The sequence below is a fragment of the Streptomyces sp. NBC_01591 genome, from assembly GCF_035918155.1.
Classification (GTDB): domain Bacteria; phylum Actinomycetota; class Actinomycetes; order Streptomycetales; family Streptomycetaceae; genus Streptomyces.
This window is the reverse complement of sequence record NZ_CP109327.1, coordinates 3,045,106-3,069,513: the sequence shown is the minus strand read 5'-3', so window position 1 is coordinate 3,069,513 and position 24,408 is coordinate 3,045,106. Positions and strand designations below refer to the sequence as shown.

Sequence of the window (24,408 nt, the reverse complement as noted above, 5' to 3'; positions counted from 1 at the left end):
TCCGCGACCACCCGAACCCGAACGGAGAAGCCATGACCAGGAGCCCGGCCACCCTGCTGCTCGCCCGCCACGGTCAGACCGTCTGGCACGCGGAGAACCGCTACGCCGGGGTCAGCGACATCGCCCTCACCGACGAGGGCCGCCGCCAGGCCCGGCGGCTGGGCGAGTGGGCGGCCCGGGACGAGGTCGACGCGATCTGGACATCCACGGTCACCCGCGCGATCGAGACCGCACAACCCGCGTGCGAGGCGCTCGGTCTCGCCCCCCGGCGCGAACACGAGCTGCGCGAATGCGACTTCGGCGAGGTGGAGGGGCGCACCCTGGCGGAATTCGCGGCCGAGCACCCGGAGCGGGCCCGGGAGTACCGCGCAGACCCGGTGGCCCACCCCTTTCCCGGGGCCGAGGACCCCAGGGCCGCGGCGGCCCGGGGGACGGCGGCGCTGCGCCGGATCGCGGACGGGCACCCGGGGCAGCGGGTGCTCGTCGTCGCGCACAACACCCTGCTGCGGCTCGTGCTGTGCGAACTGCTGTCGATTCCGCTGGGCAGCTACCGCCGGGTCTTCCCGCAGTTGCGGAACGCGGCGGTGAGCGAGGTACGGGTCGGAGAGCAGGGCGGTGCGCTGCTCTCCCTCAACGTGCCCTGCAATCTCTGACGTGCCCTGCACTCTCTGACATGCCCTGCGCACCGGATGCCCCCGGCGCGCAGGGCGTACCCGGCATCAGCCCTTGACGGCCGCAGCCCGCCGCTGCCGCACGAGACCGATGACGCTCAGTACGAGGGTCAGCGCGCCGGACGCCATCAACTGGTCACGGGTGTCCGGCTGGCGCAGCATCAGGACGAAGATGCCGACCATCGCCAGGAGCGCCACCACCGTCAGGACCGGGAAGAGCCACATCCGTACGACGAGCTTCTCCGGGGCCTCGCGCTCCATCCGGTCGCGCAGGATCAGCTGGGAGACGGCGATGAAGATCCAGACGACCAGGATCACCGCGCCGATCATGTTGAGCAGCCACGGGAAGACGTCGTCCGGACGCCAGTAGCTGAGCAGCACGCACAGGAAGCCGAACACGGACGAGACCAGCACCGCGGTGCGCGGGACCCCCGAGGAGATCCGGCCGAGCCGCTTGGGGCCCTGGCCGCGGGCGACCAGCGAACAGGCCATGCGCGAGGCGCCGTAGATGTTGGCGTTCATCGCGGAGAGCAGGGCGACCAGGATGACCACGTTCATGATCTCGGCCGCGCCATTGATGCCCAGGTGGTCCAGGGCCGCGTAGAACGGGCCGACCTTCACGACCTTCGGGTCGTCCCACGGGACGAGCGTGACGACGACCGCCATCGAGCCGACGTAGAAGAGCGCGATCCGCCACATCGCCGTCCGCACGGCCTTGGCGACGCCCTGCACCGGGTTCTCGGACTCGGCCGCGGCGATGGTGACGGTCTCCAGACCGCCGTACGCGAAGACGGAGGCGAGCAGTCCGATCACCAGGCCCTCGGCGCCGTTCGGCATGAAGCCGCCCTCACCGCTGAGGTTGGCGGTGCCGGGGGCGTCCGTGCCGGGCAGCACGCCCAGGATCGCCAGCACGCCCAGGACCAGGAAGAGCGTGATCGCCACGACCTTGAGGGTGGCGAACCAGAACTCGAACTCGCCGAACTTCTTCACCGAGGCCAGGTTGGTGCCCAGGAAGACCACCATGAACAGCGCGACCCAGGCCCACTCCGGGGTACCGGGCAGCCAGCCGGTGACGATCTTCGCGGCGCCGATGCCCTCCAGGCCGACGGCGACACAGAGCAGCACCCAGAACGCCCAGCCGGCGGTGAATCCCGCCCATGGCCCTATCGCCCGCTCCGCGTGGACGGAGAAGGAGCCGGAGGCCGGGTTCGCGGCCGACATCTCGCCGAGCATGCGCATCACGAGCATGACCAGCAGCCCGGAGACGGCGTACGCGATGATGATCGACGGGCCGGCGGCGGCGATGCCCGCGCCCGAGCCGACGAAGAGCCCGGCGCCGATGACCCCGCCGAGGGCGATCATCGACAGGTGGCGCTGCTTGAGCCCGTGGGTGAGAGCCGAATCGGCCCCGGCATCGGAGACGGCGACCGGGGAGCCGGTGGGGGGAGACGCGGAATTCCGAGACATGGACAAGCTCTGTTCGGTAGGTGAGGCGTGGGGGGAGGTGCGCGGACAGTCTGAGTGCGCGCCCCGCCGACGGGGAACCACTGTCCGCTATACGGGCACGATGTTCACACAAGGTGCACACCCGGACACAGTGGGACGGCCGTCCGGCTCGCGGCCGGGTCGGCACTCGCTCGGCCGCCGGTCGACCCGGGCTGGAATTGGCGGGAACCTACAGTCCCTCCCGGTGACTGCTCCCGGCCGGATCCGAGCCGATCCGCCCCCACCTCAGTGACGAGCATCACGCCGCCGCGCGATTGCGTACCGTCCTTTGTGTGAACCTCACCAACGCCCCGGTCATCGCTTTGTGGGCCACTGATGGTGATCGACCGTTAACCCGTGGGCTAACGTCGGGCTCAGTCTGTCCCCACCTGCCCTCACCCCGCGGAGTCCCGATGAGCACTGCTGCCGCCGCCCCTGCCCGCACCGGAGCGGTCCTCGCCGACCTGCTGCCCGCCGCCAGGCACCGCTACGCCGTCGACACGGCCCTGGTCCTCGGTGGCGCCGCGCTCACCGGCATCGCCGCCCAGATCGCCGTGCCGGTCCCCGGCTCCCCGGTCCCGGTCACCGGCCAGACCTTCGCCGCGCTCCTCGTCGGCACCGCGCTCGGCGCCCGCCGCGGCTTCCTCTCCCTCGCGGTGTACACGCTGGTGGGCATGGCGGGCATGCCGTGGTTCTCCGAGGGCACCTCCGGAATGGGCTTCCCCTCGTTCGGCTACGTCCTCGGCATGCTGCTCGCCGCTGCCGTGGTCGGCGGCCTCGCCCGCCGCGGCGGCGACCGCTCCGTGCTGCGTACCGCGGGCACGATGGTGCTGGGCTCCGCGATCATCTACGCGGTCGGCGTCCCGTACCTGGCGCTGGCCACCGGCATGTCGGCGAGCGCCGCGATCGCGGCCGGCCTGGTGCCGTTCCTGATCGGTGACGCGCTGAAGGCGGCGCTGGCCATGGGCGCGCTGCCCACGGCCTGGAAGCTCATCGGCCGCCGGGGCTGATGCCGTAACTCCCCCCGAAGAGGCTCGCCGGGTCGTGACGCGACACCAGACCGGCGAGCCTCTTCTGCGTCCGCGCGTCGTGGAAACCCTCGGTCCGGTCCCCGCCGCCGAAGGAGAAGCCGAGCGACCGGCCCAGGGCGACCGGGGCGAGCACCTCGGCCACCTCCGCGTACAGGGTCCGTACCGACGCCACGTCCGTACCGTCGAGCGGTGAGAGCAGCCGCACCAGGAACCCGGCCTCGCGGTACGGCACCGCGTTGTCGACGGCGGGCCGTGCGGCGAGCGCACCGCCCAGGTGGTTGATCTGGACCACGGTCATCATCGGGGCCTTCGGCCCGGTCAGCTCCAGCACGCGCCCGGCGCGGTCCTCGTCCAGGGAGCCGAGCACCACGCTGTCGCCGTAGTAGGCGTGCGGGAACGGCGGGTCGCTGTGAATGGTGTGGCTGTCGGTGTACGGCATCTCCCGCAGCGAATCCGTGAGTGCGGGCCTGATCGCCCGCAGCGGCGCGACCAGCCGCTCGCCCTCCTCCGCGCTGCCGGTGTACGCGACCCGTACCGAGATCACGTACCGCCCCCGCATCGGCTGCGGCATCTGCGGGACGTCGGGGTACCGGATCGCCGCCAGCGAGGACGTAAGCGTGGCGGGCACGGTCTGGGCCCACTCCAGGTAGCCGCCGACCACCTCGGCGGCGCCCACCCCGTCCCCGTCGAAGGCGACCGAGCCGCCGTACAGCCGCCCGACCTCGACCAGGCCGATCTCCATGCCGGCCACCACGCCGAGCCGGTGGCCGCCGCCGCGCAGCGCCCAGAAGAGATCGGGTTCGCTGTCCGGGGAGGCATGGCGCAGCACCCCGTCGGCCGTCACCACGTCGAGCGCGTGCACATGGTCGGCCGCGTATCCGAACTCCCTGGCAAGGATGCCCAGCCCGCCTCCGAGGGTGTAGGAGACCGCGCCGACCGACGGGGACGACCCGCTCAGCGGGGCGAGCCCGTGCGGTGCGGCGGCCTTGATCACCTGCCCCCAGGTGACGCCCGCGCCGATCCGGGCGGTGCGGCGGACCGGGTCGATCCCGACGGAGTCCATCCGGCGGGTGCTGATCAGGACCCCGCCCTCGACGGCCCCGGGCAGCCCGTGGCCGGTGGCGTGGACATGGACCGGCACTCCGCGCGCGGCGGCGTCGGCCACGGCGGTGCGTACGTCATCGGCGTGGGCGGCCTCGACGACGAGGTCGGGCCGGACCGCGAAACCGGTCTGGAAGCCGGCAGTGACAGGGGCGGAAGCAGGGACAGGGGCAGTGGACATGGAAAGGCTCTCCGATCGCTCGCTCGATGGCGTTGCGAGGGAGAGCCTTTCCGGTAAACCTGACAACGGCCGTCAGGTATTGGCGGGCGTTTCCGGGGCCGTGCGGTCCTTGCGGTTCCTGACCTCACGGACCAGCGAGATCGCCACCACCAGCGCCGCGACCAGCAGCGAGAGCAGCACCTGCTCGCGTCCGCTGTCGTCGGTCAGCATGTAGACCAGGACGAACGAGATCATCGCGATGGTCGCCCAGGTCAGGTACGGGAAGAGCCACATCCGTACGACCAGCTTCTCCGGCGACTCGCGCAGGATCATGCCGCGCATCCGCAGCTGGGTGAAGCAGATGACCAGCCAGACGAACAGGGCGACCGCACCGGAGGAGTTCAGCAGGAACTGGAAGACGGTGTCGGGCCACTGGTAGTTGAAGAACACGGCGACGAAGCCGAAGACGACCGAGGACAGGATGGCGGCCTGCGGCACGCCCCGCTTGTTCGTCCGGGCGAACGCCTTCGGCGCGTCCCCGCGGCCGCCGAGCGAGAAGGCCATCCGCGAGGCGGTGTAGAGGCCGGAGTTCAGACAGGACAGCACGGCGGTGAGGACGATGACGTTCATGACCTCTCCGGCGTGCGGGATGCCGATGGAGTTGAGGGCGGCGACATAGCTGCCGTCCTTCACGATCGACGGGTCGTTCCACGGCAGCAGGGTCAGCACGATGAAGATCGAACCCAGGTAGAAGACGGCGATCCGCCAGATCACGCTGTTGGTGGCCTTCTGGACGGCGCGCTGCGGGTTCTCGGACTCACCGGCGGCGAGGGTGACGATCTCGCTGCCCATGAAGGAGAAGACGACCATCAGCACACCGGTCAGGATCGCGCCCGGCCCGTTGGGGAAGAACCCGCCGGTGTCGGTGAGATGCGCGAGACCCGCGCCGGGGTTGTCCGAACCGGGCAGCAGCCCGAAGACGGCGAGCATTCCGACGACCACGAAGGCGCCGATCGCCACGACCTTGATCCCGGCGAACCAGAACTCGAACTCGCCGTACGACCCGACCGAGACCAGGTTCGTCGCGGTCAGCACCACCATCACGATCAGCGCCCACGCCCACTGCGGGACGCCCGGCACCCAGCCCTCCAGGATCTTGGCACCCGCCGTGGCCTCGACGGCGAGCACCACGACCCAGAAGAACCAGTACAGCCAGCCGATCGAGAAGCCGGCCCAGCGGCCCAGCGCCTGGTCGGCGTAGGCGGAGAAGGAGCCCGAGCTGGGGCGGGCCGCGGCCATCTCGCCGAGCATCCGCATCACGAAGACGACCATCAGGCCGACCAGGGCGTACGACAACAGGATGGCCGGTCCGGCGGCGGCGATACCGGAACCGGAGCCCACGAAGAGGCCCGCTCCGATCACGCCTCCGATGGCGATCATCGAGAGGTGGCGGTTCTTGAGGCCCGCCTGGAGACCGTCGGAGGAGTCCGGGGAGTGGGGGGTTTCCGGGGTGCCCGGCCCGTTCGACCGGTCCGGCTTACGGGGCTGGTGGCCCGGCCCGGCCGTAGTCGTCTGCGACGTCATGGATTGAATCCTTACGTTCTCGGATCACGTGATGCGTGCCCGGCCGCGGCAGTGGGGTGCGGCAGCGAGTGATGCATTGAAGCCCGGCGAACGGCAAAAACGGAACCCCTTCTTCCGGATCGTTGACCAGATCGTTGCCGGAGTGGCCTTGCTCACACAGCGTCTGCACATCGCGATCGCACGAGGTCCGCCGCGTGCGCCGACCGGAGCCGCCGGGGCGTTGTGACCCCGATGGCGGCTGCCCCGCGTCGCACGTGCCACACTCGGAACATGCGCGTGTACCTCGGCTCGGACCATGCCGGCTATGAACTCAAGAACCACCTCGTCGAGTGGCTCACGGCCCAGGGCCACGAGGCCGTCGACTGCGGCCCCCACATCTACGACGCCCAGGACGACTACCCGCCGTTCTGCCTGCGTGCCGCCGAGCGGACGGCCGCGGACCCGGACAGCCTCGGCATCGTGATCGGTGGCTCCGGCAACGGCGAGCAGATCGCCGCCAACAAGGTCAAGGGCGTCCGTGCCGCGCTGGCCTGGAGCGAGCAGACCGCCGCCCTGGGCCGCGAGCACAACAACGCCAACGTAGTCGCCATCGGTGGCCGGATGCACTCGGTGGAGGAGTCCACCAAGTTCGTCGAGATCTTCCTCGCCACCCCGTACTCCAACGAGGAGCGTCACACCCGTCGCATCGAGATGCTGACGGCGTACGAGACGACCGGCGAGCTCCCCCCGATCCCGGCCCACCACCCGCAGCAGGGCTGACCGGCCTCCACCCCTGTGCCGCCGGTGCTCCCGGCGGCACAGCCATGTCCGCCTCCGCATCCCACCGAGGAGAGTCGCCGCCGTGCCCGAGGGACATACGATCCACCGCCTCGCGGCGGACCACCGGGACAGGTTCGCCGGGCGGCCGGTGCGGGTGAGCAGCCCGCAGGGCAAGTTCTCCGCCGGCGCCGCGCTGCTCGACGGCCGGCCCCTCACCGACGTCGACGCCCACGGCAAGCACCTCTTCCTCGGCTTCGACGGCGCAGGCTGGGTCCACATCCACCTGGGCCTGTTCGGCAAGCTCGGATTCGGTACGGTCCCGGCCCCGCCGCCCACCGACACGGTCCGGCTGCGCCTGCTGAACGAGGAGCACCACGCGGATCTGCGCGGCCCGACGGCCTGCGCGCTGATCACCGATCCGGAGAAGCGCGCGATACACGACCGCCTCGGACCCGACCCGCTGCGGACCGACGAGGACGGCGAGCGGGCCTGGCTGCGGATCTCGCGCAGCCGGATCACCGTCGCGGCCCTGCTGATGGACCAGAAGGTCATCGCGGGCGTCGGCAACGTCTACCGCGCGGAGGTGCTCTTCCGGCACGGGATCGACCCGTACCGCCTCGGCAGGGACCTCACCCGCGCGGAGTGGGACGCCGTCTGGGCGGACCTGGTGGTGCTGATGCGCGAGGGCGTGCGGAACAACCGGATCGACACGGTCCGCCCCGAGCACATGCCGGAGGCGATGGGCCGCCCGCCGCGGGTCGACGACCACGGCGGCGAGGTGTACGTGTACCGCCGGGCCCGGCAGGCCTGCCACATCTGCGGCGGCGAGATCCGCACCGCCGACCTCGCCGCCCGCAACCTCTTCTGGTGCCCGGGGTGCCAGAAGGCTTAGACCGACCGGCAATTGCCGGTCGGTCTAAGGGGTGCCCTAGAACCCCCGGGGCAGCCACGGCGCCGTGTCCGAGGAGAACGCCGACGACGCCTCCGCCAGCGCGCCCGCCCGCAGCTCCCGTACCCGCCCGGCCAGCCCCAGCGAGCTCAGCGACTCGCCGCCCAGATAGGCCGAGCCCAACTCCCGTACCGAAAGCGCGAGATCGGCCGCGTCATCGGTGCGCCGGCACGACGCGGCGCCCTTCGCGTCGGCCGTGAGCCGCCAACGCCCCGCGTTCCAGGGGCAGAACGCGTCCTCGACCTCGAACACCACGTCCACCGGACCCCGGTACGTCCGGGCCTCCAGCGCCGCGCCCAGTTCCACCAGGCGCACATGGAGCGAATCGCGGACCCGGATGTTGCACCGCCGCACATCCGACACCAGGTGCAGCACCGCATCGTCGACCGGCCGGTTCCGGGCCTCGACCGTCTTCATCAGGTCGATCTCGAAGACGAACCGCCACAGCGCCGCGTACGCCGCCGGGTCCAGCGCGCCCAGATCGTTCACCGAGACAGTGCCGTTGGGGCCGGACGGCTCCCACTCCGGCTTGATGCAGTACGTCACATAGCCGACGATCTCCCCGTCCCGCTCCGCCAGCACGCACTGCTGTGCCGAAGCGCCCTGCCGGGAGGAGACCGGGTCGACCATGGGCTTGCGCTCCCAGCCGGGTGCGTGGACCGGTGTACCGGGACGGCCGGGCACCAGCTGCTCGTACACGCCCTCGCACGCCGCCATCGCCTCGTCCGGCTTCGCGCGGCGCAGCCGCACCTCGTCCGTGCCCGGCGGCACCGTCAGCCGGACCCTGTCCTTCTCGATCGTCATGGACATCTGCTGCGAGGCCGTGCCGTATCCGAACCGGCCGTAGATCGCCGGTTCCGAGGCGGTCAGGATGGCGATCGGCTCGCCCAGCGCACGGATGTCGTCCAGCTGCCGGCGCATCATCGAGGTCAGCAACCCGCGCCTGCGGTGGGTGGAGGCGACACTCACCATCGTGATCGCGGCGGCGGGCACCAGCGCCCCGCCCGGCACCGCGACCCGGAAGCTGAACGCCCCCGCCGTCGCGACGACATCGTCGCCGTCCCAGATCCCGATCGACCGCTCGTGCTCCGTCAGCTGCTCGTACAGCTCGCGCTGCTCGGGAGGCTCCGCGACCCCACCGAACGCCAGCTCCAGACACTCGAACCATTCGTTCCACTCGGACGGGCGCAACACGCGAAGCTCAGTAGTCATGGGCCATGCCTACCAGGGGGCAGGGCGGCGGGGCGACCCGATTTCGAACGCATTGTCACGGGGTCCCCCTGCACCTCGGGCGGCCGGGTAGATAGGGTCCCGGCAATGGCCCGTCGCGCAGGAGCAGACTCGTACCCGGCCCGATTGCGGAAATCGGCGCACCGGGCACGCACCGCGCTGCGCAAGTCCGGTGTCGACTACTTCCGCGGCGACGGATCGGACTGGATCGCGCTGGCCGGCCTGCTGCTGACCATTCCCGCCATCACCTGCGCCACGCTGGTCGATCCGATGTGGTGCTCACCGGCCGCGCTCGTCCTGCCGATCGTCGCGGGCGGCCTGCTGCTGCGCCCGGCCAGTCTGCTGGGCCTGTACGCGACCGCCGCCACAGCCCTGATCGTGGAGTCGATCGGACTGGGCCCGTACAACGACGGCCCGGCCCGGGTGACCCCCGGCATCGTCCTGGTGGTCGCGGCCTGCGGCTTCTTCGGGCTGGTCCTCGCCCAGTTCCGTGCCAGGGTCGGTGTGCCGTGGCGGCGCGGCGGCACCATGCTCTTCGACCTGCGCGAACGCATCCGGGTACAGAGCGCCCTGCCCCGGCTGCCGCAGGGCTGGCACCGCGAGATGGCGCTGCGCCCGGCGGGCGGGCAGTCCTTCTCCGGGGACTTCGTCGTCGCCGCCCGTACCAACGGCGGCCGGACCCTGGAAGCCGTGCTCACCGATGTCTCCGGCAAGGGCATGGACGCGGGCTCCCGCGCCCTGCTGCTGTCCGGGGCCTTCGGCGGCCTCCTCGGCTCGCTGCCCCCGCACGGCTTCCTGCCGGCGGCCAACGGCTATCTGCTGCGCCAGGACTGGGACGAGGGGTTCGCCACCTCGATCCATCTGGTCCTGGACCTCGAATCGGGCGACTACGAACTCCTGTCGGCCGGGCATCCGCCCGCCCTCCAGCTCCACTCGGGCAGTGGCCAGTGGGAGGAGAAGGCGGCCGAGGGGCCGCTGCTGGGGGTGTACGACGGGGCGCAGTTCGACGCCGTGAAGGGCTCGCTGGCCCCCGGCGACGTACTGATGCTCTTCACGGACGGCCTGGTCGAGGCGTCGGACCGCGATATCGCGGAGGGCATCGACCGGTTGACCGGTGAGGCCGACCGCTATGTCGCCACCGGATTCGAGGGCGCGGCCTGGCACCTGATCGAGGCATGCGCCAAGGACGTCAACGACGACCGGGCGCTGCTGCTGTTGTCACGCAGATCCTGAACCGTACGTAAACGGCCCGAACCGGGCGTGGGTCAACGGAGATCGGCCCGTCACCGGAACGTGGACACCACCGGCATGTCCGGGCACGGGGAAGACCCTGGGTTCGTATCCGACCCGTCCCCGTACCCGGAACACCGCGGTGTCGTCTCAGGCCGGGACCGCGAGTTTCCCGGCGCCGTGGTCGCTGTTGCTGCCCTCGCCCCGGTCCCGCCCGCCCGGCAGGATGCGGGCCAGCCAGTGCGAGCGCCCGGCCGCCAGCGGTGCGAGGACCGCGAGGAGGAGCACATAGCCCGCGATGAACGGGGAGAGCCGCTCGTCCAGCCCGGCGGCCGCCGCCATGGTGGCGAGGATCAGGGCGAACTCGCCGCGCGCCACCAGCGTGGTGGAGATGTTCGCCGTGGCCTGCGGGCCGAACGCGTACACCTTGGCGGCGGCGAGGCCGGCGAAGACGTTCATGACCAGGGTCACCGCGACGGCGGCCAGCACCGGCCACAGCACGGTCGGCAGATCGCCCGGGTCGATGGAGAGCCCGAAGGCGAAGAAGAAGATCGCGCCGAAGGCGTCCCGCAGCGGGTGGACCAGCTTGAGGATGCGCTCGCCGGAGGTGGTGCTGCCGAGCATCAGGCCGACCATGAACGCGCCGATCGCGTCCGCGACCCCGAACCACTCCGAGACGCCCGCCACGAAGACCGCGGCGCCGAGGAAGGAGATGACGAGGAGTTCGTCGTCCCGGGTGTTGATCAGCTTGCCGATGACCTTGGTGCCGAAGCGGGCGGCCAGTGCGAGCAGCAGCAGGAAGCCGAAGGCCTTGCCGCCGTCGACCGCCGCGGCGGAGAGGCTGTCGGCGCCCGACAGGATGGGCTGGAGCGCGGCCAGGTAGAGGGCGAGGAAGACGTCCTCGACCACGATGATGCCGAGGATCGGCTTGGTCTCCGGATTGCCGATACGGCCCAGGTCGACCAGGACCTTGGTGACGATGGCCGACGACGAGATGCCGAGCACACCGGCGAGGACCAGCGCCTCGGACGTGCCCCAGCCCAGTGCGAAGCCGAAGCCGAGCCCGGCGCCGACGTTCAGGGCGAGATAGGTGCCGCCGGCGATCGCCATCTTGCGGCCGCCGGCCTTGAGGTCGTCGAGGTGGAATTCGAGACCGAGGTAGAAGAGCAGCAGCACCAGGCCGAGTGCGGAGAGCATCTCCAGCTCGTGCGGGTCGGCGACGAGCACGATGCCGGGCGTGTGCGGGCCGAGCAGGATTCCGGCCAGGATGAACAGGGGGATGGTCGGCAGTCCGATGCGGCTGCCGACGCGGGCGAGAACGGCGGCGGCCAGGAAGGCGCCGCCCATGGCTATGAGCGTGTCTGTGTGTCCGATGAGCCCGATCCTTCATTTGGTCAAGAGAACGTCAAGGAAGCGTCAGTAATTAGTTTACCGAACGATTGACGTTGCAACTGTTGCCCCTCCGAAATCTCTCGACGTTCCCCCGCCGTGGTCTGCCGTCCCCCCGACCGGTCCTGGGGTTTCCCCCACCCCCGATCCGCCAGCAGCCGCCATGTTCCGGACCCACCCCCGATCCGTAGGTTCGAATCACGGTCGAAGACGCGGCCGATGAGCAACGGAAGGCGGACACCATGGGGCTGCGACGCACCAGGCAGCGCGCGCAGGACAGGCAGTACACGACGGACATCCATCAGGGGTCCGGGCCCGCGGACCTCGCCGTCGAACTGCGCGGTGTCCGCAGGCAGTACGGCCGGGGCAGCTCCGCCGTCCACGCGCTGCGGGGCATCGACCTCGCCCTCCCGCGCTCCACCTTCACCGCCGTCATGGGTCCCTCCGGCTCCGGGAAGTCGACCTTCCTCCAGTGCGCGGCCGGACTCGACCGCCCCACCGAGGGCTCCGTACGCCTCGGCGGCACCGAGATCACCGGCATGAGCGAGAACCGGCTCACCGAACTGCGCCGCACCCGCCTCGGCTTCGTCTTCCAGGCCTTCAACCTGCTGCCGTCCCTGACGGTCGAGCAGAACGTCGTCCTGCCCATGCGCCTGGCCGGACAGCGCACCGGCTCCGCCCGCAGCCGCCGCGAGGCCACCGAGATGCTCACCCGGGTCGGCCTCGGCGACAAGGGTGACCGCCGCCCCGGCCAGCTCTCCGGCGGTCAGCAGCAGCGCGTCGCCGTCGCCCGCGCCCTGGTCACCCGGCCCGACGTGATCTTCGCCGACGAGCCGACCGGCGCCCTCGACACCACCACCGCCGCCGAGATCCTCGCCCTGCTCCGCAACGCGGTGGACGGCCTCGGCGCCACCGTCGTGATGGTCACCCACGACCCGGCGGCCGCCGCCTACGCCGACCAGGTGCTCTTCCTCGCCGACGGCGCGATCGCGGACAGCCTGCCGCGCGCCGGCGCCGCGCAGATCGCCGCCCGGATGACCGCGCTCACCGCACGGACCGCCCCCGCCCACGCAGGAGCAGCAGCCTGATGTTCACCCCGCACGCCCCGAACGGCCTGGCCCGGGCGGCCGTCCGTTTCAAGCCCTCGTCGTTCATCGGGACTTTCGTCGCGCTCCTGCTCGCCGCGGCCATCGTCTCCGCCTGCGGCGTCCTGCTGGAGACCGGCCTGCGCGCCTCCGTCCCCGCGGACCGCTACGCGAAGGCCCCGGTGGTGGTCGCCGCCGACCAGAAGATCCATATGAAGTCCGGCAGCGGCGACAGCGCGGAGGAGACCGACGTACTCGTCCCGGACACCGCGCGGCTGCCCGAATCCCTGGTGGCGAAGGCCGCCTCGGCCCCCGGCGCGGCCACCGCGATCGGCGACGTCACCTACTCCGTACGACAGGACGGCACCCCCCTCACCGCTCACGGCTGGGGCTCCACCGCCCTTACCGGTACGCGGCTGCTCACCGGCGACGCGCCCGGGACCGGCGAAGTCGTCGTCCCCGCGGGCACCAAGAGCCGGGTCGGCGAGCGCATCGCCCTCGACACGCCCGCGGGCGTACGGGAGTTCCGGGTGTCGGGCACCGCCGCCGCCGACGCCACCGTCTGGTTCGCCGACCGGCAGGCCGTACAGCTCTCCGGCCACCCCGGCCGGGTCGACGCCATCGCCGTGCTCGCCGACCGGGGCACCCCCACCGACACCCTTGCCGAGCACGTCGGCAAGGCCGTCGGCCACACCGCCACGGCCCAGGTCCACACCGGTGACGACCGGGGTGCCGTCGAGAACCCGGCCCTCGCGAGCTCCGAGGAACTCCTCTTCGGGCTCGGCGTCTCCTTCGGCGGCGTCGCCACGATGGTCGCCGTCTTCACCGCCGCCGGTACGGTCGCCCTCTCCGTGGGCCAGCGCAGCCGCGAGTTCGCCCTGCTGCGCGCCATCGGCGCCACCCCGCGCCAGCTGCGCCGCACCATCGCCACGGAGTCCCTGCTCGTCGCCCCGCTCGCCGGAGCGCTCGGCTGCCTGCCCGGAACCGCCCTGGCCAAGTGGTGGTTCGGGCAGCTCCAGGACAGGGGAGCCATCCTCGATGCCGTCACCCTGCACGTCTCCTGGCTGCCGCTGACCGTCGCGGCCGCCACCACCATGCTCACCGCGCTGGGGGCCGGCTACCTCGCCGCGCGGCGCCCCGCCAAGATGAAGCCGGGACTCGCCCTCGCCCAGACGGCCGTGGAACGCGCCCCGTTCGGCGCGATCCGCACCCCGCTCGGCATCGCCGCCCTCGTCGGCGGCGGGGTCCTCGCCGGAGTCGCGGCCTCCACATCCGGCGGGGATGCGGCGAACGCGGCCCTGGGCGTCGTCATGCTCTTCATGCTCGCGGTCGGGCTGCTCGGCCCGGTGATCGCCCGGATCTGCGCCACCGTCATCGGGTTCCCGCTGCGCGCCGCCGGCGCGTCGGGCTCGCTGGCCGCCGCCAACTCCCGCACCAACTCCCGCCGGCTGGCCTCCGCGATCACCCCGATCGTGCTCGCCATGGCCTTCTCGTCGACGCTCGTCTTCATGCAGACCAGCCAGGAGCGGGTCACCGCACACCAGCAGCGCGACGCCATCACCGCCGACCACATCGTCTCCGCCCCGGCGGGACTCGGCTCCGACGCGACCGAACGGGCCGCCGCCACCCCCGGCGTCTCCACCGCCGTCGGGCTGCTCCGCGGCTCCGTCCTGGTACCCGGCGGCGGGGGCGTGGAACTGCAGAGCGCCTCCGCACAGGGCGTCATCGGCTCCGGCAAGGAGCTCGCCGAGGTCCAGGACCTCGACGTCAGGACCGGCTCCCTCGCCGCCCTGCGGCCCGGAACCGTCGCCGTCGACACCACGCTCGCCGACACGGCGGACCTGCGCACGGGTGACCGGCTCGCCCTGCGGCTGCCGGACGGCACCAAGGCGAACCCGAAGGTCGTAGCGGTCTACGGACGCGGCCTCGGCACCAGCTTCGTCACGTTCCCCGCGGCCGACCTGAAGGACCGTATGACCTCGCCGTACGCCACCGACATCCTGGTACGGGCCACCCCCGCCGCCGCACAGAAGCTCACCGCGCTCGGTACCGTCACCGACTCCTCCGGCTACGCCGCCGCACAGGACAAGGACCGTGAGCTCAACGCCTGGGCCAACACCGTCATGGCCGCGGTGCTCGGCGGATTCGCCGCCATCGCCGCCGTCAACACCCTGGTGATGACCGTTCTCGACCGCCGCCGCGAACTGACCATGCTGCGCCTGGTCGGCTCCACCCGGCGCCAGGTCATGGGCATGATCCGCTGGGAGGCGCTGCTCGTCACGGTGGCGGGCGCCGCGCTCGGCACCGCCATCGCACTGGCCACGCTCTTCCCGATGATGAAGGGCCTGACGGGCGAGTCGCCGTACATCCCGCCGGCCCTGTACGGGACCTTCGTCGCCGCGACCGTCGGCGTCGGCCTCGCCGCCACGATGGTCCCGGCCCGGGCGGCCCTGCGCAGAACGGCCGCCCGTCCGTAGCCCGTCCGGCGGATCCGGGTCGGACAGGCCCTAGAGTCGGGCCATGACCGAGCCACGCGCACACCTGACCCTGGCCGAAGTCGAGGCGATCGCCCGCGAGGCCCACCGTTCGCAGACGGACAAGGCGGGCCGCCCGTACAGCGAACACCTCCACGCCGTCGCCGAGGGGGTACGGATCAGGGGCGGCAGCGACGAGCAGATCGCCGCGGCCTGGCTGCACGACGCGGTCGAGGACGACGCGCTGTCGGCGCAGTGGCTGGCCGACGCCGCGCTGCCGCAGCAGGTGAAGGACATGGTCCTCGCCGTCACCAAACGTGACGGCGAGGACCTCCGTTCGTACACCCGGCGCATCCTGGACACCCCGGGCGCCCTGCTGATCAAGGAGTCCGACCTGGCACACAACGCGGACCCGGCCCGCCTCGCCGTGCTGGAACCGGCGACCCGTACCCGGCTGACCGAGAAATATGCGCAGGTACGGGGCCTGCTGGGTCTCACCCCGGGCGAATCGCCCACCGAGCAATCGGTTCAAGCCAACACGGCGAAGGACTGATCCACTCGCCCGCCCGGTTCAGAGCCGGGCGGAGTCCCGCCGGAACGCCCAGTCCATGTCCGGCTCCGTCAACGGGCGCAGCGCCCGCCGCACCGGCGGTGTGCACATCAGGGTCACGGCAGCGGCCGCGACCAGGGAGACGAGGACCAGACCGGCGGGCGCCGCGAGCCATTCGTAGATGTCGAACACCCCGGCGTATCCGGCTCCCTTGATGAGGAAGCCGTGCAGCAGATAGCCGCAGATCGTCCCGGCGCCGAGCACCGTGAACCACATGTGGCGGCGCGGTACCCAGGACAGGAACCCGATGCTGAGCAGCAGCGCGCAGCCGAACATCACCAGCGTCATCACGGCACCGGACCACCACGGCGCGCCCATCTCCTGCGCGCTGTTGCTGCGGTAGAACCAGCCCAGCTGCATCCGCGGCGCCGCCCAGTACGCGAACAGCAGGGCCCCGGCGAACAGCGGGAGCGCGAGCATCCGCACCTCACGCCGGCGCACCAGCTGGAAGTGCTCGGGCTTCAGCCGCAGTCCCAGCACGAAGAACGGCAGGAACTGCAGAACACGCTGGAGATCGAGATCGTCGCCGATCGTCGGGCAGACGGAGGCGAGCACGGCGATGACGAGCGCGACCGGCAGCGGATGGCGCAGCGACTGCCACAGCGGCGTGGTGAGCCGCCAGACGAACAGCGCGACCAGGAACCAGGTGAGGTACCAGGGGTCGAGCAGGCTGATCGCCGGATCGGCCGAGTCGTCCGCGTACCGCTTGAACAGCGAATACGCCGTCTCGAACACCACATAGGGCACGGCGACGCCGGTGACCAGGCGCTTCACCTTGGCGGCGGACATGTCGAAGGAGCGGGAGAAGTAGCCGGAGACGATGATGAAGGCCGGCATGTGAAAGGTGTACGCCACCATGTACAGCGCTCGGGCGGTCCGGCTGCCGTCCATCACCGGTTCCCACGAATGCGCCACCGCGACGAGCACGATGGCCAGATATTTGACGTTGTCGAAGTAGGCGTCACGCCGCTTCGCCGGTGCGGCCGCCGGAGGCTTGTTCGCCACCGGCGCGGGGGGTGCCGCGGTGGCGGTCGTCCCTCGGGGTCTGGGCTCCGACTCCCGGGTCGCCGATGGGAGCGGGGCCCTCTGAAATACGTTCGGAGCGTGGAACATCTCATGCACCCTAGACGCCCCGATTGCAATTCGTAAAACCGCTCCCGGATATCGCGTGTTCCCGACCAATCGAAAGTGAAACCGCCGCCAACCGCCCGCTATGCACCGATTCATCCACCTTAAATGGTGCATATCGGCAGGCTGTTGGGGAGTATGAATTTCATCGCATCCGAACCTTGGAATTGCGTGTGAATGAAGTGTGTGGATATGGAAACCGTCACATTCTCAACTCGTTGCGGTTCGTTGATCTACAGTTCGCTCACAGGTATGCGGGGCAATGGCGGAGCCTGTGCGACCCCGCGTGCAGCCATGCGCCCCCGGGCGCACGCGGGGCGCAAGGATGGCGCGATCCCGTCAGTTCGATCCGTCACCTGGCAGCGACCACAGGGGAGTTGGTGGCACGATGGACGTGACGGAGGAGTGCTCGGCCGCACATCTCCGGGCCGGCAAGGCGGACCGACCAAGGGTGTGAGCAGTCGTGGCCATTTCACTGTCTGTGGTGCTGATGTTGGCGATCATCCTGGTGGTCCTGATCCGGGGTGGCTCGATCAAAGCCGGGCCGGCGATCGTCGCGGTGCTCTTCGGCTTCTTCCTGGCATCGACCGGCATGGCGCCGTCGATCAACAGGTTCATGAACTCGATAGCGGAGACCATCAACCAGATCTCCTTCTGATCCGGCCGGTCCACCGCCCGCGCTCCGGACCGCCCGCGCTCCGGCGCGGGCGGCCCGGCATCGCGCGAACAGAACGCAAAAGGCCCGGTCCGGCGAGGAATTCGCCGGACCGGGCCCAAGCATGGAGCGGGCGACGGGAATCGAACCCGCGTAGCTAGTTTGGAAGACTAGGGCTCTACCATTGAGCTACGCCCGCAAAGCCGCACCGCGGATCCTGAGGACCGGCGGCACGTGAAGCATCGTAGCGGGTCGCGGGCGCTGCCCGCACACCCGATTGCGGCCACCCGGTGTCGCGTTCCGTGCCGCCCGCGCAAAGCGGCCGATGCACTGCCTGACTGCATGTACCCTACGTGTCGCACCGACGGGGTGTGGCGCAGCTTGGTAGCGCGTCCGCTTTGGGAGCGGAAGGTCGTCGGTTCGAATCCGGCCACCCCGACCACCGGCAAGATCAGGGACCACCACAAGCAGGATCAAGGGCCACCCGCAAGATCGCGGACCGCGGGCAAGATCGCATTGTGGGAGTCCGACTCCTTGCCGTTACTATGCAAAATGCGTGCCCGTGTGTCTGATGTACCGGGCTCGGTCCGCGAAGCCGCCTCCCGTGCGGCGGAGCAGAACCCCAAGAAGTCAGCCACAAGGAGACCGAACCGTGAAGAGCGCCGTGGAGACCCTGAACCCGACCCGGGTTCGGCTCACTGTCGAGGTGCCCTTCGAGGAGCTCAAGGACAGCCTCGACGCGGCGTACAAGAAGATCAACCAGCAGGTCACGGTGAAGGGCTTCCGCAAGGGCAAGATCCCTGCCCGGGTCATCGACCAGCGCTTCGGCCGCGGTGCGGTGCTGGAGGAGGCCGTCAATGACGCCCTCCCGAAGTTCTACACCGAGGCCGTCAACGAGGGTGAGCTCAATGTCCTCGGTCAGCCCGAGGTCGACATCACCGAGCTGAAGGACGGCGAACTGCTGGCCTTCACCGCCGAGGTTGACGTACGCCCCGAGATCGAGATTCCGGACTACTCCGGCATCGAGGTCACCGTCGACGCCCTCGAGGTCAGCGACGAGGATGTCGAGAAGGCCGTGGAGCAGCTCCGCGAGCGCTTCGCCTCCACCAACCCGGTCGAGCGCGCCGCCGCCGAGGGCGACGTCGTGACGATCGACCTGCAGGCCAAGGTCGACGGCGAGGTCCTGGAGGACGGCGTGGCCGAGGGTGTCTCGTACACCATCGGTTCCGGAGAGCTCCTCGACGGCATCGACGCCGCCGTCACCGGCCTGGAGGCGGGTGGCGAGGCCACCTTCACCTCCGAGCTGAAGGGCGGCTCCGCCGAGGGCAAGGAGGCCGAGGTCACCGTCAAGGTCGCCACCGTCGCCGCCCGTGAGCTCCCCGAGCTGGACGACGAGTTCGCCCAGATGGCGAGCGAGTTCGACACCCTCGACGAGCTGAAGGCGGACAGCCGCAAGCGCCTCGAGGACACCAAGCAGTACGACCAGGCCACCCAGGCCCAGGAGCGCGTCCTGGACGAGCTGCTCAAGCTCGCCGAGGTCCCGATCCCGGAGAAGCTGCTCGCGGACGAGGTCCAGACCCGCAAGCACAACCTGGAGCACCACCAGCTCGGCCAGATGGGTCTGACCCTCGAGAAGTACCTGGAGATCCAGGGCAAGACGGTCGAGGAGTTCGACGCCGAGACCTCCGAGCAGGCGATCAAGGGCATCAAGACCCAGTTCATCCTGGACGAGATCGTCAACAAGGAGAAGCTGAACGTCAACCAGGAGGAGCTCACCGAGCACCTCATGCGGCGCGCTGCTTCCTCCGGCATGAGCCCCGACCAGTTCGCCCAGGCCGTCGTCGAGGGCGGCCAGGTGCCGATGCTCGTCGGCGAGGTCGCCCGCGGCAAGGCGCTGGCCGTGGTCGTCGAGGCCGCCAAGGTCGTCGACACCAACGGTGAGGTCGTCGAGCTGGAGGACGAGGAGGAGGCCGTCGAGGCCGCCGAGGCCGCCGAGGGCACCACCGAGGCCGTCGCCGACGCCGCCGCCGAGGCCGCCGAGGAGAAGAACGAGGCCTGAGCCTCGCGCTGAACCCGAACGACGGGCTCCGGACGCATGTGCGTCCGGAGCCCGTCGCCGTATGGCGGACGGTGCCCCACAACCCTTGTGCGGACTGCGGAGCTTGCGCTCCCAGCGAACAGTTGCGGAAGCGGGATGGCGTTGTCCCACCTGCGCGTTAGGGTCCATGAATAGGAAGGGCAGGGGGGTCCCCGCCCACCCGGTACGAAGACGCTGAGACGGCCGGAGCCGTCAGAGACGAGCAGGTGGATACGTGACGAATCTGATGCCCTACGCCGCCGGAGAGCCGCCCCTCGGTGGAGGCCTCGGTGACCAGGTCTACAGCCGACTGCTCGGCGAGCGCATCATCTTCCTCGGTCAGCAGGTCGACGATGAGATCGCCAACAAGATCACCGCGCAGCTGCTTCTTCTCGCCGCGGAGCCCGAGAAGGACATCTACCTCTACATCAACAGCCCCGGCGGCTCGGTGACGGCCGGCATGGCGGTCTACGACACCATGCAGTACATCCCGAACGACGTCGTCACCATCGGTATGGGCATGGCGGCCTCGATGGGCCAGTTCCTGCTCACCGGCGGCACCGCGGGCAAGCGCTTCGCGCTCCCGAACACCGACATCCTCATGCACCAGGGTTCGGCCGGCATCGGCGGTACGGCCTCGGACATCAAGATCCAGGCCCAGTACCTGCTGCGCACCAAGCAGCGGATGGCGGAGATCACCGCCCGTCACTCCGGCCAGACCGTCGAGACGATCATCCGCGACGGTGACCGCGACCGCTGGTACACCGCGGAGGAGGCCAAGGAGTACGGCCTCATCGACGAGATCATCACGATCGCATCGGGCGTTCCGGGCGGCGGCGGCACCGGCGCCTGATCCGGTACCCACCGGATCCGGCTCCACCGCCCCGCGCACCTCTCGTACGCCGAGACACCCAGCCACAGAACGCCACCAGGATGGTGAACACCCACATGAACAACTTCCCCGGCGCCTCCGCGAGCGGCCTCTACACCGGCCCGCAGGTGGACAACCGCTACATCGTGCCGCGCTTCGTGGAGCGCACCTCGCAGGGCGTGCGTGAGTACGACCCGTACGCGAAGCTCTTCGAGGAGCGCGTGATCTTCCTCGGCGTGCAGATCGACGACGCCTCCGCCAACGACGTCATGGCGCAGCTGCTGTGCCTGGAGTCGATGGACCCGGACCGGGACATCTCGATCTACATCAACAGCCCCGGCGGCTCGTTCACCGCGCTCACCGCGATCTACGACACGATGCAGTTCGTGAAGCCGGACATCCAGACGGTCTGCATGGGCCAGGCGGCCTCCGCCGCGGCCGTGCTGCTCGCCGCGGGCACGCCCGGCAAGCGGATGGCGCTGCCCAACGCCCGTGTGCTGATCCACCAGCCGTCCTCGCAGACCGGCCGTGAGCAGCTCTCCGACCTGGAGATCGCGGCCAACGAGATCCTGCGGATGCGCACCCAGCTGGAGGAGATGCTGGCCAAGCACTCCACCACACCGATCGACAAGATCCGCGACGACATCGAGCGCGACAAGATCCTGACCGCCGAGGACGCCCTCGCCTACGGTCTCGTCGACCAGATCGTGTCGACCCGCAAGCAGGCGGCCACGGCCGTCTGACGTCCGCCTTCACCCCTTGGCACACCACGTTCGCCCGGTCTCGGCCGTGTGAACCGTGCCAAGGGGGGCCCGAACGGGGGCCAAGGCAAGGTACCGTCGGATAGAGGCACCAGGAGCCGCTGAACCAAGCTGCTCCCAGGCGAAGGGGAAGCACCTCGTGGCACGCATCGGTGATGGCGGCGACCTGCTCAAGTGCTCGTTCTGTGGAAAGAGCCAGAAGCAGGTGAAGAAGCTCATCGCGGGACCCGGTGTGTACATCTGCGACGAGTGCATCGATCTCTGCAACGAGATCATCGAGGAGGAGCTCGCCGAGACCTCCGAGGTGCGGTGGGAGGAACTCCCCAAGCCGCGCGAGATCTACGAGTTCCTCGAGGGGTACGTCGTCGGGCAGGAGCCCGCGAAGAAGGCCCTCTCGGTCGCTGTGTACAACCACTACAAGCGGGTCCAGGCGGGCGAGAACGGCGGCGCGCAGGGCCGGGACGACGCCATCGAACTGGCCAAGTCCAACATCCTGCTGCTGGGCCCCACGGGCTCCGGCAAGACGCTGCTCGCGCAGACGCTGGCCCGCATGCTCAACGTCCCGTTCGCCATCGCCGACGCGACGGCGCTGACGGAGGCCGGCTATGTCGGCGAGGACGTCGAGAACATCCTGCTGAAGCTGATCCAGGCCGCGGACTACGACGTCAAGAAGGCCGAGACCGGGATCATCTACATCGACGAGATCGACAAGGTCGCCCGCAAGAGCGAGAACCCGTCGATCACCCGCGATGTCTCCGGCGAGGGCGTCCAGCAGGCCCTGCTGAAGATCCTGGAGGGCACCACCGCCTCCGTACCGCCGCAGGGCGGCCGGAAGCACCCGCACCAGGAGTTCATCCAGATCGACACGACGAACGTGCTGTTCATCGTGGGCGGCGCCTTCTCCGGTCTGGAGCGGATCATCGAGTCCCGGGCGGGTGCCAAGGGCATCGGCTTCGGCGCCACGATCCGTTCCAAGCGGGAGATCGAGGCGAGCGACCAGTTCCAGGAGGTCATGCCGGAGGACCTGGTGAAGTTCGGGATGATCCCGGAGTTCATCGGCCGGCTGCCCGTCCTCACCTCGGTCCACAACCTGGACCGCGAGGCGTTGCTGCAGATCCTCGTCGAGCCGCGCAACGCGCTGGTGAAGCAGTACCAGCGGCTCTTCGAACTCGACGGCGTCGAGCTGGACTTCGACCGCCCGTCCCTGGAGGCCATCGCCGACCAGGCGATCCTGCGCGGCACCGGCGCGCGTGGCCTGCGGGCCATCATGGAAGAGGTCCTCCAGTCCGTGATGTACGAGGTGCCGTCCCGCAAGGACGTCGCCCGCGTCGTCATCACGGCGGACGTCGTCCGCGACAACGTGAACCCGACCCTGGTCCCGCGCGAGCCGCGGACGATCGGCAAGGGCGACGGCGGACGGCACGAGAAGTCCGCGTAGCGGTACGTATGCGAGGAAGGGGCGCCCGAACGGGCGCCCCTTCCTCGTTGGTCCATCCTGCTGCTATCGCCGTGTTTAGGCTTCCTGGCACGCAGCGAAGCGTGTTGCCCAGGTCTTTACTCCTGCTTGCTCGAGCAGCGTCATGCATGCATTGCTGGGTATCCCGAAGTCATCTGCGGGCCAATTGCACGCCTGCCTTGCTTTGGGTCCTACGGTGACACCCATCTTGGAAAGGGCAACAATGCAGTCGTTTTGAGATGCGGATGCCGGTGAGGCAGTAGCCAGTGGAACTGCGCAAAGTGCTGAGGTCAGGGCGAACCCAGTAAGTATGCGGCTGAACTTGGAAGGCATGGCTGCAAAAACTCCTGTTCCTGCTGGTGCGCCAGGTGAGTGCTTTGATCGGACTGCATCGAATCACGTGGGGGGGGGCGTGCTACTCGGTGTGGAGCTCTTGGCTGATTTGCGCCAGGCAGACGTCTTATTGCTTGCCTGTGGTGTGCACTTGCTGAGATGGGGCATTGCGAGTGAGGCAAGCGGTCCTTGTTGTATTGATGCGTTTTGAGGACTGGCTCGCAACGAGGGGCGCCCGCCAGGTGGGCTGGCGGGCGCCCCTCGTTGCAAGCCGTGGTGCCTGGTGGCTACTCCTTGACGCGGATCTCGTTGCGGAGATCTGCCGTGATCTTGACCGCCGTGTCTTTGTCCACGCTCTCCATAGCGTTGCCGGGGGACACCATCGCCATGGTGCTGTAATCCGCCCATGCGCAGAACCAGTCGGTCTTCGACTTCTTGGTCTTGAGGTCCTGGCCCGTGGCGGCCTGGCATTTCATGATGCCGTTCTCGAAGCCGGAGGGAGATACCTCCTCCGGCTCGCCGACGAGCTGGGTCTTCTTCTCCTCGTCCTCCGACGCGCTTTTCTTCAGAGAGACGAAGAACTTGTCCAGTGCCTTGGCCGGATCGCTGATCTTGCCGTACGCGCCGAGATAAGTGATGCTCTTCGCTGTGAGCGCCTCGGACGGCATGGTGCTCGGGTCACTGGGGTCGAACTTGCTGAGATCCGCCGTCGAGTAGATTCCAGTGACGGTCTTGCCGTTCTCGATGCCGCTGGACGTCAATTCCTTCGTGGTCTTGTCGTCCTGCTTCTGGGCTGCGCCGTCTGAGCCGAACCGGTGGTACTCGCCCAGCACCGTCTTTGGAGTCGTCAGCGTGTGCGGCCCGTCGTCGCTGAGACCGCCACCGCCCGACGTCAGGAAGTACACCCCGCCCCCGATGACTGCCAGCGCCACGACGATGCCGCCGATGATCAGGCCGGTCTTCTTCTTCGGCTGGGCCGGGGGCATCGGCATCGTGCCGTAGGCCTGCTGGCCGCCGTACGGGGGAGTGGGGGGCTGCTGGCCGTACTGGCCGGGCTGCTGGGCCTGCGGGTAGCCGTAGCCCGGCTGGGGCTGCTGCTGCGGCGGGACACCCTGGGGGGCCTGCTGGGGGTAGCCGTACCCGGGCTGGCCCTGCGGGGGCTGGCCGCCGTACGGGCCCGGCTGCTGGCCGTACGGGCCGGGCTGACCCTGCGGCTGCTGGCCGTACGGTCCGGGCTGGCCCTGCGGCGGCTGTCCCCCGTACGGACCCGGCTGGCCCTGGGGCGGCTGGCCGCCGTACGGGCCCGGCTGGTTGTAGCTCATCTGCGGTGTCCCCTGTTCGTAATGCTTATGCGTTCCGAACATCCTGA

The 24,408-nt window shown here is 69.7% G+C and carries 20 protein-coding genes and 2 tRNA genes; 14 read left to right on the top strand and 8 right to left on the bottom strand.

Features of this window, described 5'->3' with window-relative positions; all coding sequences use genetic code 11:
• Positions 1–32: 32 nt before the first annotated feature.
• The gene (locus tag OG978_RS14300; RefSeq protein ID WP_326765592.1) at positions 33–653 is read left to right on the top strand and encodes a histidine phosphatase family protein; all 621 of its coding nucleotides are present in this window, start codon (positions 33–35) and stop codon (positions 651–653) included.
• A gap of 66 nt (positions 654–719) precedes the next feature.
• On the opposite strand, the gene OG978_RS14295 is transcribed toward OG978_RS14300, so the two are convergent.
• Positions 720–2,138: an amino acid permease gene (locus OG978_RS14295; RefSeq protein ID WP_326765591.1), complete on the bottom strand. Its 1,419-nt coding sequence runs from the start codon at positions 2,136–2,138 to the stop codon at positions 720–722.
• A gap of 431 nt (positions 2,139–2,569) precedes the next feature.
• On the opposite strand from OG978_RS14295, the gene OG978_RS14290 reads away from it, so the two are divergent.
• Complete coding sequence (locus OG978_RS14290) at positions 2,570–3,166, top strand: biotin transporter BioY (protein ID WP_326765590.1); 597 nt, start codon at positions 2,570–2,572, stop codon at positions 3,164–3,166.
• Here the strand turns inward: OG978_RS14290 and OG978_RS14285 are convergent.
• The gene (locus OG978_RS14285) at positions 3,147–4,469 is read right to left on the bottom strand and encodes an FAD-binding oxidoreductase (protein ID WP_326765589.1); all 1,323 of its coding nucleotides are present in this window, start codon (positions 4,467–4,469) and stop codon (positions 3,147–3,149) included. The two genes, OG978_RS14290 and OG978_RS14285, sit on opposite strands and share 20 nt — an antisense overlap.
• Before the next feature lie 72 nt (positions 4,470–4,541).
• Positions 4,542–6,032, bottom strand: coding sequence for an amino acid permease (locus OG978_RS14280; protein WP_326765588.1), 1,491 nt, complete (start codon positions 6,030–6,032; stop codon positions 4,542–4,544).
• Positions 6,033–6,302: 270 nt separating this feature from the next.
• Between OG978_RS14280 and OG978_RS14275 the strand changes: the two genes are divergently transcribed.
• Complete coding sequence (locus OG978_RS14275; RefSeq protein ID WP_072483643.1) at positions 6,303–6,791, top strand: ribose-5-phosphate isomerase; 489 nt, start codon at positions 6,303–6,305, stop codon at positions 6,789–6,791.
• Between the two features lie 82 nt (positions 6,792–6,873).
• Entirely contained in the window at positions 6,874–7,683 is an 810-nt protein-coding gene (locus tag OG978_RS14270) for an Fpg/Nei family DNA glycosylase (protein WP_326765586.1), read from the top strand.
• 36 nt (positions 7,684–7,719) lie between these two features.
• On the opposite strand, the gene OG978_RS14265 is transcribed toward OG978_RS14270, so the two are convergent.
• Positions 7,720–8,952: a GNAT family N-acetyltransferase gene (locus OG978_RS14265; protein WP_326765585.1), complete on the bottom strand. Its 1,233-nt coding sequence runs from the start codon at positions 8,950–8,952 to the stop codon at positions 7,720–7,722.
• A gap of 105 nt (positions 8,953–9,057) precedes the next feature.
• On the opposite strand from OG978_RS14265, the gene OG978_RS14260 reads away from it, so the two are divergent.
• Positions 9,058–10,203: a PP2C family protein-serine/threonine phosphatase gene (locus tag OG978_RS14260; protein ID WP_326765584.1), complete on the top strand. Its 1,146-nt coding sequence runs from the start codon at positions 9,058–9,060 to the stop codon at positions 10,201–10,203.
• Between the two features lie 147 nt (positions 10,204–10,350).
• On the opposite strand, the gene OG978_RS14255 is transcribed toward OG978_RS14260, so the two are convergent.
• Positions 10,351–11,547: a cation:proton antiporter gene (locus OG978_RS14255; protein WP_326765583.1), complete on the bottom strand. Its 1,197-nt coding sequence runs from the start codon at positions 11,545–11,547 to the stop codon at positions 10,351–10,353.
• A gap of 284 nt (positions 11,548–11,831) precedes the next feature.
• Here OG978_RS14255 and OG978_RS14250 point away from each other — a divergent pair, with 284 nt between their 5' ends.
• The 3 genes from OG978_RS14250 to OG978_RS14240 are packed head-to-tail and all read left to right on the top strand — an operon-like array spanning position 11,832 to position 15,701.
• On the top strand, positions 11,832–12,677 hold the full coding sequence (locus tag OG978_RS14250) for an ABC transporter ATP-binding protein (RefSeq protein WP_326765582.1): 846 nt from the start codon (positions 11,832–11,834) through the stop codon (positions 12,675–12,677).
• Positions 12,677–15,151: an ABC transporter permease gene (locus OG978_RS14245; protein ID WP_326765581.1), complete on the top strand. Its 2,475-nt coding sequence runs from the start codon at positions 12,677–12,679 to the stop codon at positions 15,149–15,151. Before OG978_RS14250 ends, OG978_RS14245 begins: the two co-directional genes overlap by 1 nt.
• 43 nt (positions 15,152–15,194) lie before the next feature.
• A complete protein-coding gene (locus OG978_RS14240) occupies positions 15,195–15,701 on the top strand; it encodes an HD domain-containing protein (RefSeq protein ID WP_326765580.1) in 507 nt (168 codons plus the stop codon).
• 18 nt (positions 15,702–15,719) lie between these two features.
• Here OG978_RS14240 and OG978_RS14235 read toward each other — a convergent pair whose 3' ends face one another.
• Positions 15,720–16,871: an acyltransferase family protein gene (locus tag OG978_RS14235; RefSeq protein ID WP_326765579.1), complete on the bottom strand. Its 1,152-nt coding sequence runs from the start codon at positions 16,869–16,871 to the stop codon at positions 15,720–15,722.
• Between the two features lie 478 nt (positions 16,872–17,349).
• Here OG978_RS14235 and OG978_RS14230 point away from each other — a divergent pair, with 478 nt between their 5' ends.
• Entirely contained in the window at positions 17,350–17,544 is a 195-nt protein-coding gene (locus tag OG978_RS14230; protein WP_266419258.1) for a hypothetical protein, read from the top strand.
• 122 nt (positions 17,545–17,666) lie between these two features.
• Here OG978_RS14230 and OG978_RS14225 read toward each other — a convergent pair.
• Positions 17,667–17,740 (bottom strand) — tRNA-Gly (locus OG978_RS14225).
• Between the two features lie 166 nt (positions 17,741–17,906).
• On the opposite strand from OG978_RS14225, the gene OG978_RS14220 reads away from it, so the two are divergent.
• From OG978_RS14220 to clpX, 5 genes are all read left to right on the top strand, one after another.
• Positions 17,907–17,983, top strand: a tRNA-Pro gene (locus OG978_RS14220).
• Between the two features lie 210 nt (positions 17,984–18,193).
• The gene (gene tig / locus OG978_RS14215; protein WP_326765578.1) at positions 18,194–19,600 is read left to right on the top strand and encodes a trigger factor; all 1,407 of its coding nucleotides are present in this window, start codon (positions 18,194–18,196) and stop codon (positions 19,598–19,600) included.
• 265 nt (positions 19,601–19,865) lie between these two features.
• Positions 19,866–20,471 carry an ATP-dependent Clp protease proteolytic subunit gene (locus OG978_RS14210; protein WP_326770031.1) on the top strand — a complete coding sequence of 202 codons (606 nt, stop codon included), beginning with the start codon at positions 19,866–19,868 and terminating at the stop codon, positions 20,469–20,471.
• An 80-nt stretch (positions 20,472–20,551) separates the two neighbouring features.
• Positions 20,552–21,232 (top strand): ATP-dependent Clp protease proteolytic subunit, encoded by a 681-nt coding sequence (locus tag OG978_RS14205; RefSeq protein ID WP_093898221.1) that lies wholly within the window; start codon positions 20,552–20,554, stop codon positions 21,230–21,232.
• A gap of 157 nt (positions 21,233–21,389) precedes the next feature.
• A complete protein-coding gene (gene clpX, locus OG978_RS14200) occupies positions 21,390–22,688 on the top strand; it encodes an ATP-dependent Clp protease ATP-binding subunit ClpX (RefSeq protein WP_326765577.1) in 1,299 nt (432 codons plus the stop codon).
• Positions 22,689–23,326: 638 nt separating this feature from the next.
• Here the strand turns inward: clpX and OG978_RS14195 are convergent.
• Entirely contained in the window at positions 23,327–24,361 is a 1,035-nt protein-coding gene (locus tag OG978_RS14195) for a hypothetical protein (RefSeq protein ID WP_326765576.1), read from the bottom strand.
• Between the last annotated feature and the right edge of the window lie 47 nt (positions 24,362–24,408).

What these genes read in the sequence shown, in the direction of transcription:
- OG978_RS14300 (WP_326765592.1), top strand. Translation starts at nt 33, where the DNA reads ATGACCAGGAGCCCGGCCACCCTGCTGCTCGCCCGCCACGGTCAGACC.
- OG978_RS14295 (WP_326765591.1), bottom strand. Translation starts at nt 2,138, where the DNA reads ATGTCTCGGAATTCCGCGTCTCCCCCCACCGGCTCCCCGGTCGCCGTC.
- OG978_RS14290 (WP_326765590.1), top strand. Translation starts at nt 2,570, where the DNA reads ATGAGCACTGCTGCCGCCGCCCCTGCCCGCACCGGAGCGGTCCTCGCC.
- OG978_RS14285 (WP_326765589.1), bottom strand. Translation starts at nt 4,469, where the DNA reads ATGTCCACTGCCCCTGTCCCTGCTTCCGCCCCTGTCACTGCCGGCTTC.
- OG978_RS14280 (WP_326765588.1), bottom strand. Translation starts at nt 6,032, where the DNA reads ATGACGTCGCAGACGACTACGGCCGGGCCGGGCCACCAGCCCCGTAAG.
- OG978_RS14275 (WP_072483643.1), top strand. Translation starts at nt 6,303, where the DNA reads ATGCGCGTGTACCTCGGCTCGGACCATGCCGGCTATGAACTCAAGAAC.
- OG978_RS14265 (WP_326765585.1), bottom strand. Translation starts at nt 8,952, where the DNA reads ATGACTACTGAGCTTCGCGTGTTGCGCCCGTCCGAGTGGAACGAATGG.
- OG978_RS14260 (WP_326765584.1), top strand. Translation starts at nt 9,058, where the DNA reads ATGGCCCGTCGCGCAGGAGCAGACTCGTACCCGGCCCGATTGCGGAAA.
- OG978_RS14255 (WP_326765583.1), bottom strand. Translation starts at nt 11,547, where the DNA reads ATGGGCGGCGCCTTCCTGGCCGCCGCCGTTCTCGCCCGCGTCGGCAGC.
- OG978_RS14250 (WP_326765582.1), top strand. Translation starts at nt 11,832, where the DNA reads ATGGGGCTGCGACGCACCAGGCAGCGCGCGCAGGACAGGCAGTACACG.
- OG978_RS14245 (WP_326765581.1), top strand. Translation starts at nt 12,677, where the DNA reads ATGTTCACCCCGCACGCCCCGAACGGCCTGGCCCGGGCGGCCGTCCGT.
- OG978_RS14240 (WP_326765580.1), top strand. Translation starts at nt 15,195, where the DNA reads ATGACCGAGCCACGCGCACACCTGACCCTGGCCGAAGTCGAGGCGATC.
- OG978_RS14235 (WP_326765579.1), bottom strand. Translation starts at nt 16,871, where the DNA reads ATGTTCCACGCTCCGAACGTATTTCAGAGGGCCCCGCTCCCATCGGCG.
- OG978_RS14210 (WP_326770031.1), top strand. Translation starts at nt 19,866, where the DNA reads ATGCCCTACGCCGCCGGAGAGCCGCCCCTCGGTGGAGGCCTCGGTGAC.
- OG978_RS14205 (WP_093898221.1), top strand. Translation starts at nt 20,552, where the DNA reads ATGGTGAACACCCACATGAACAACTTCCCCGGCGCCTCCGCGAGCGGC.
- OG978_RS14195 (WP_326765576.1), bottom strand. Translation starts at nt 24,361, where the DNA reads ATGAGCTACAACCAGCCGGGCCCGTACGGCGGCCAGCCGCCCCAGGGC.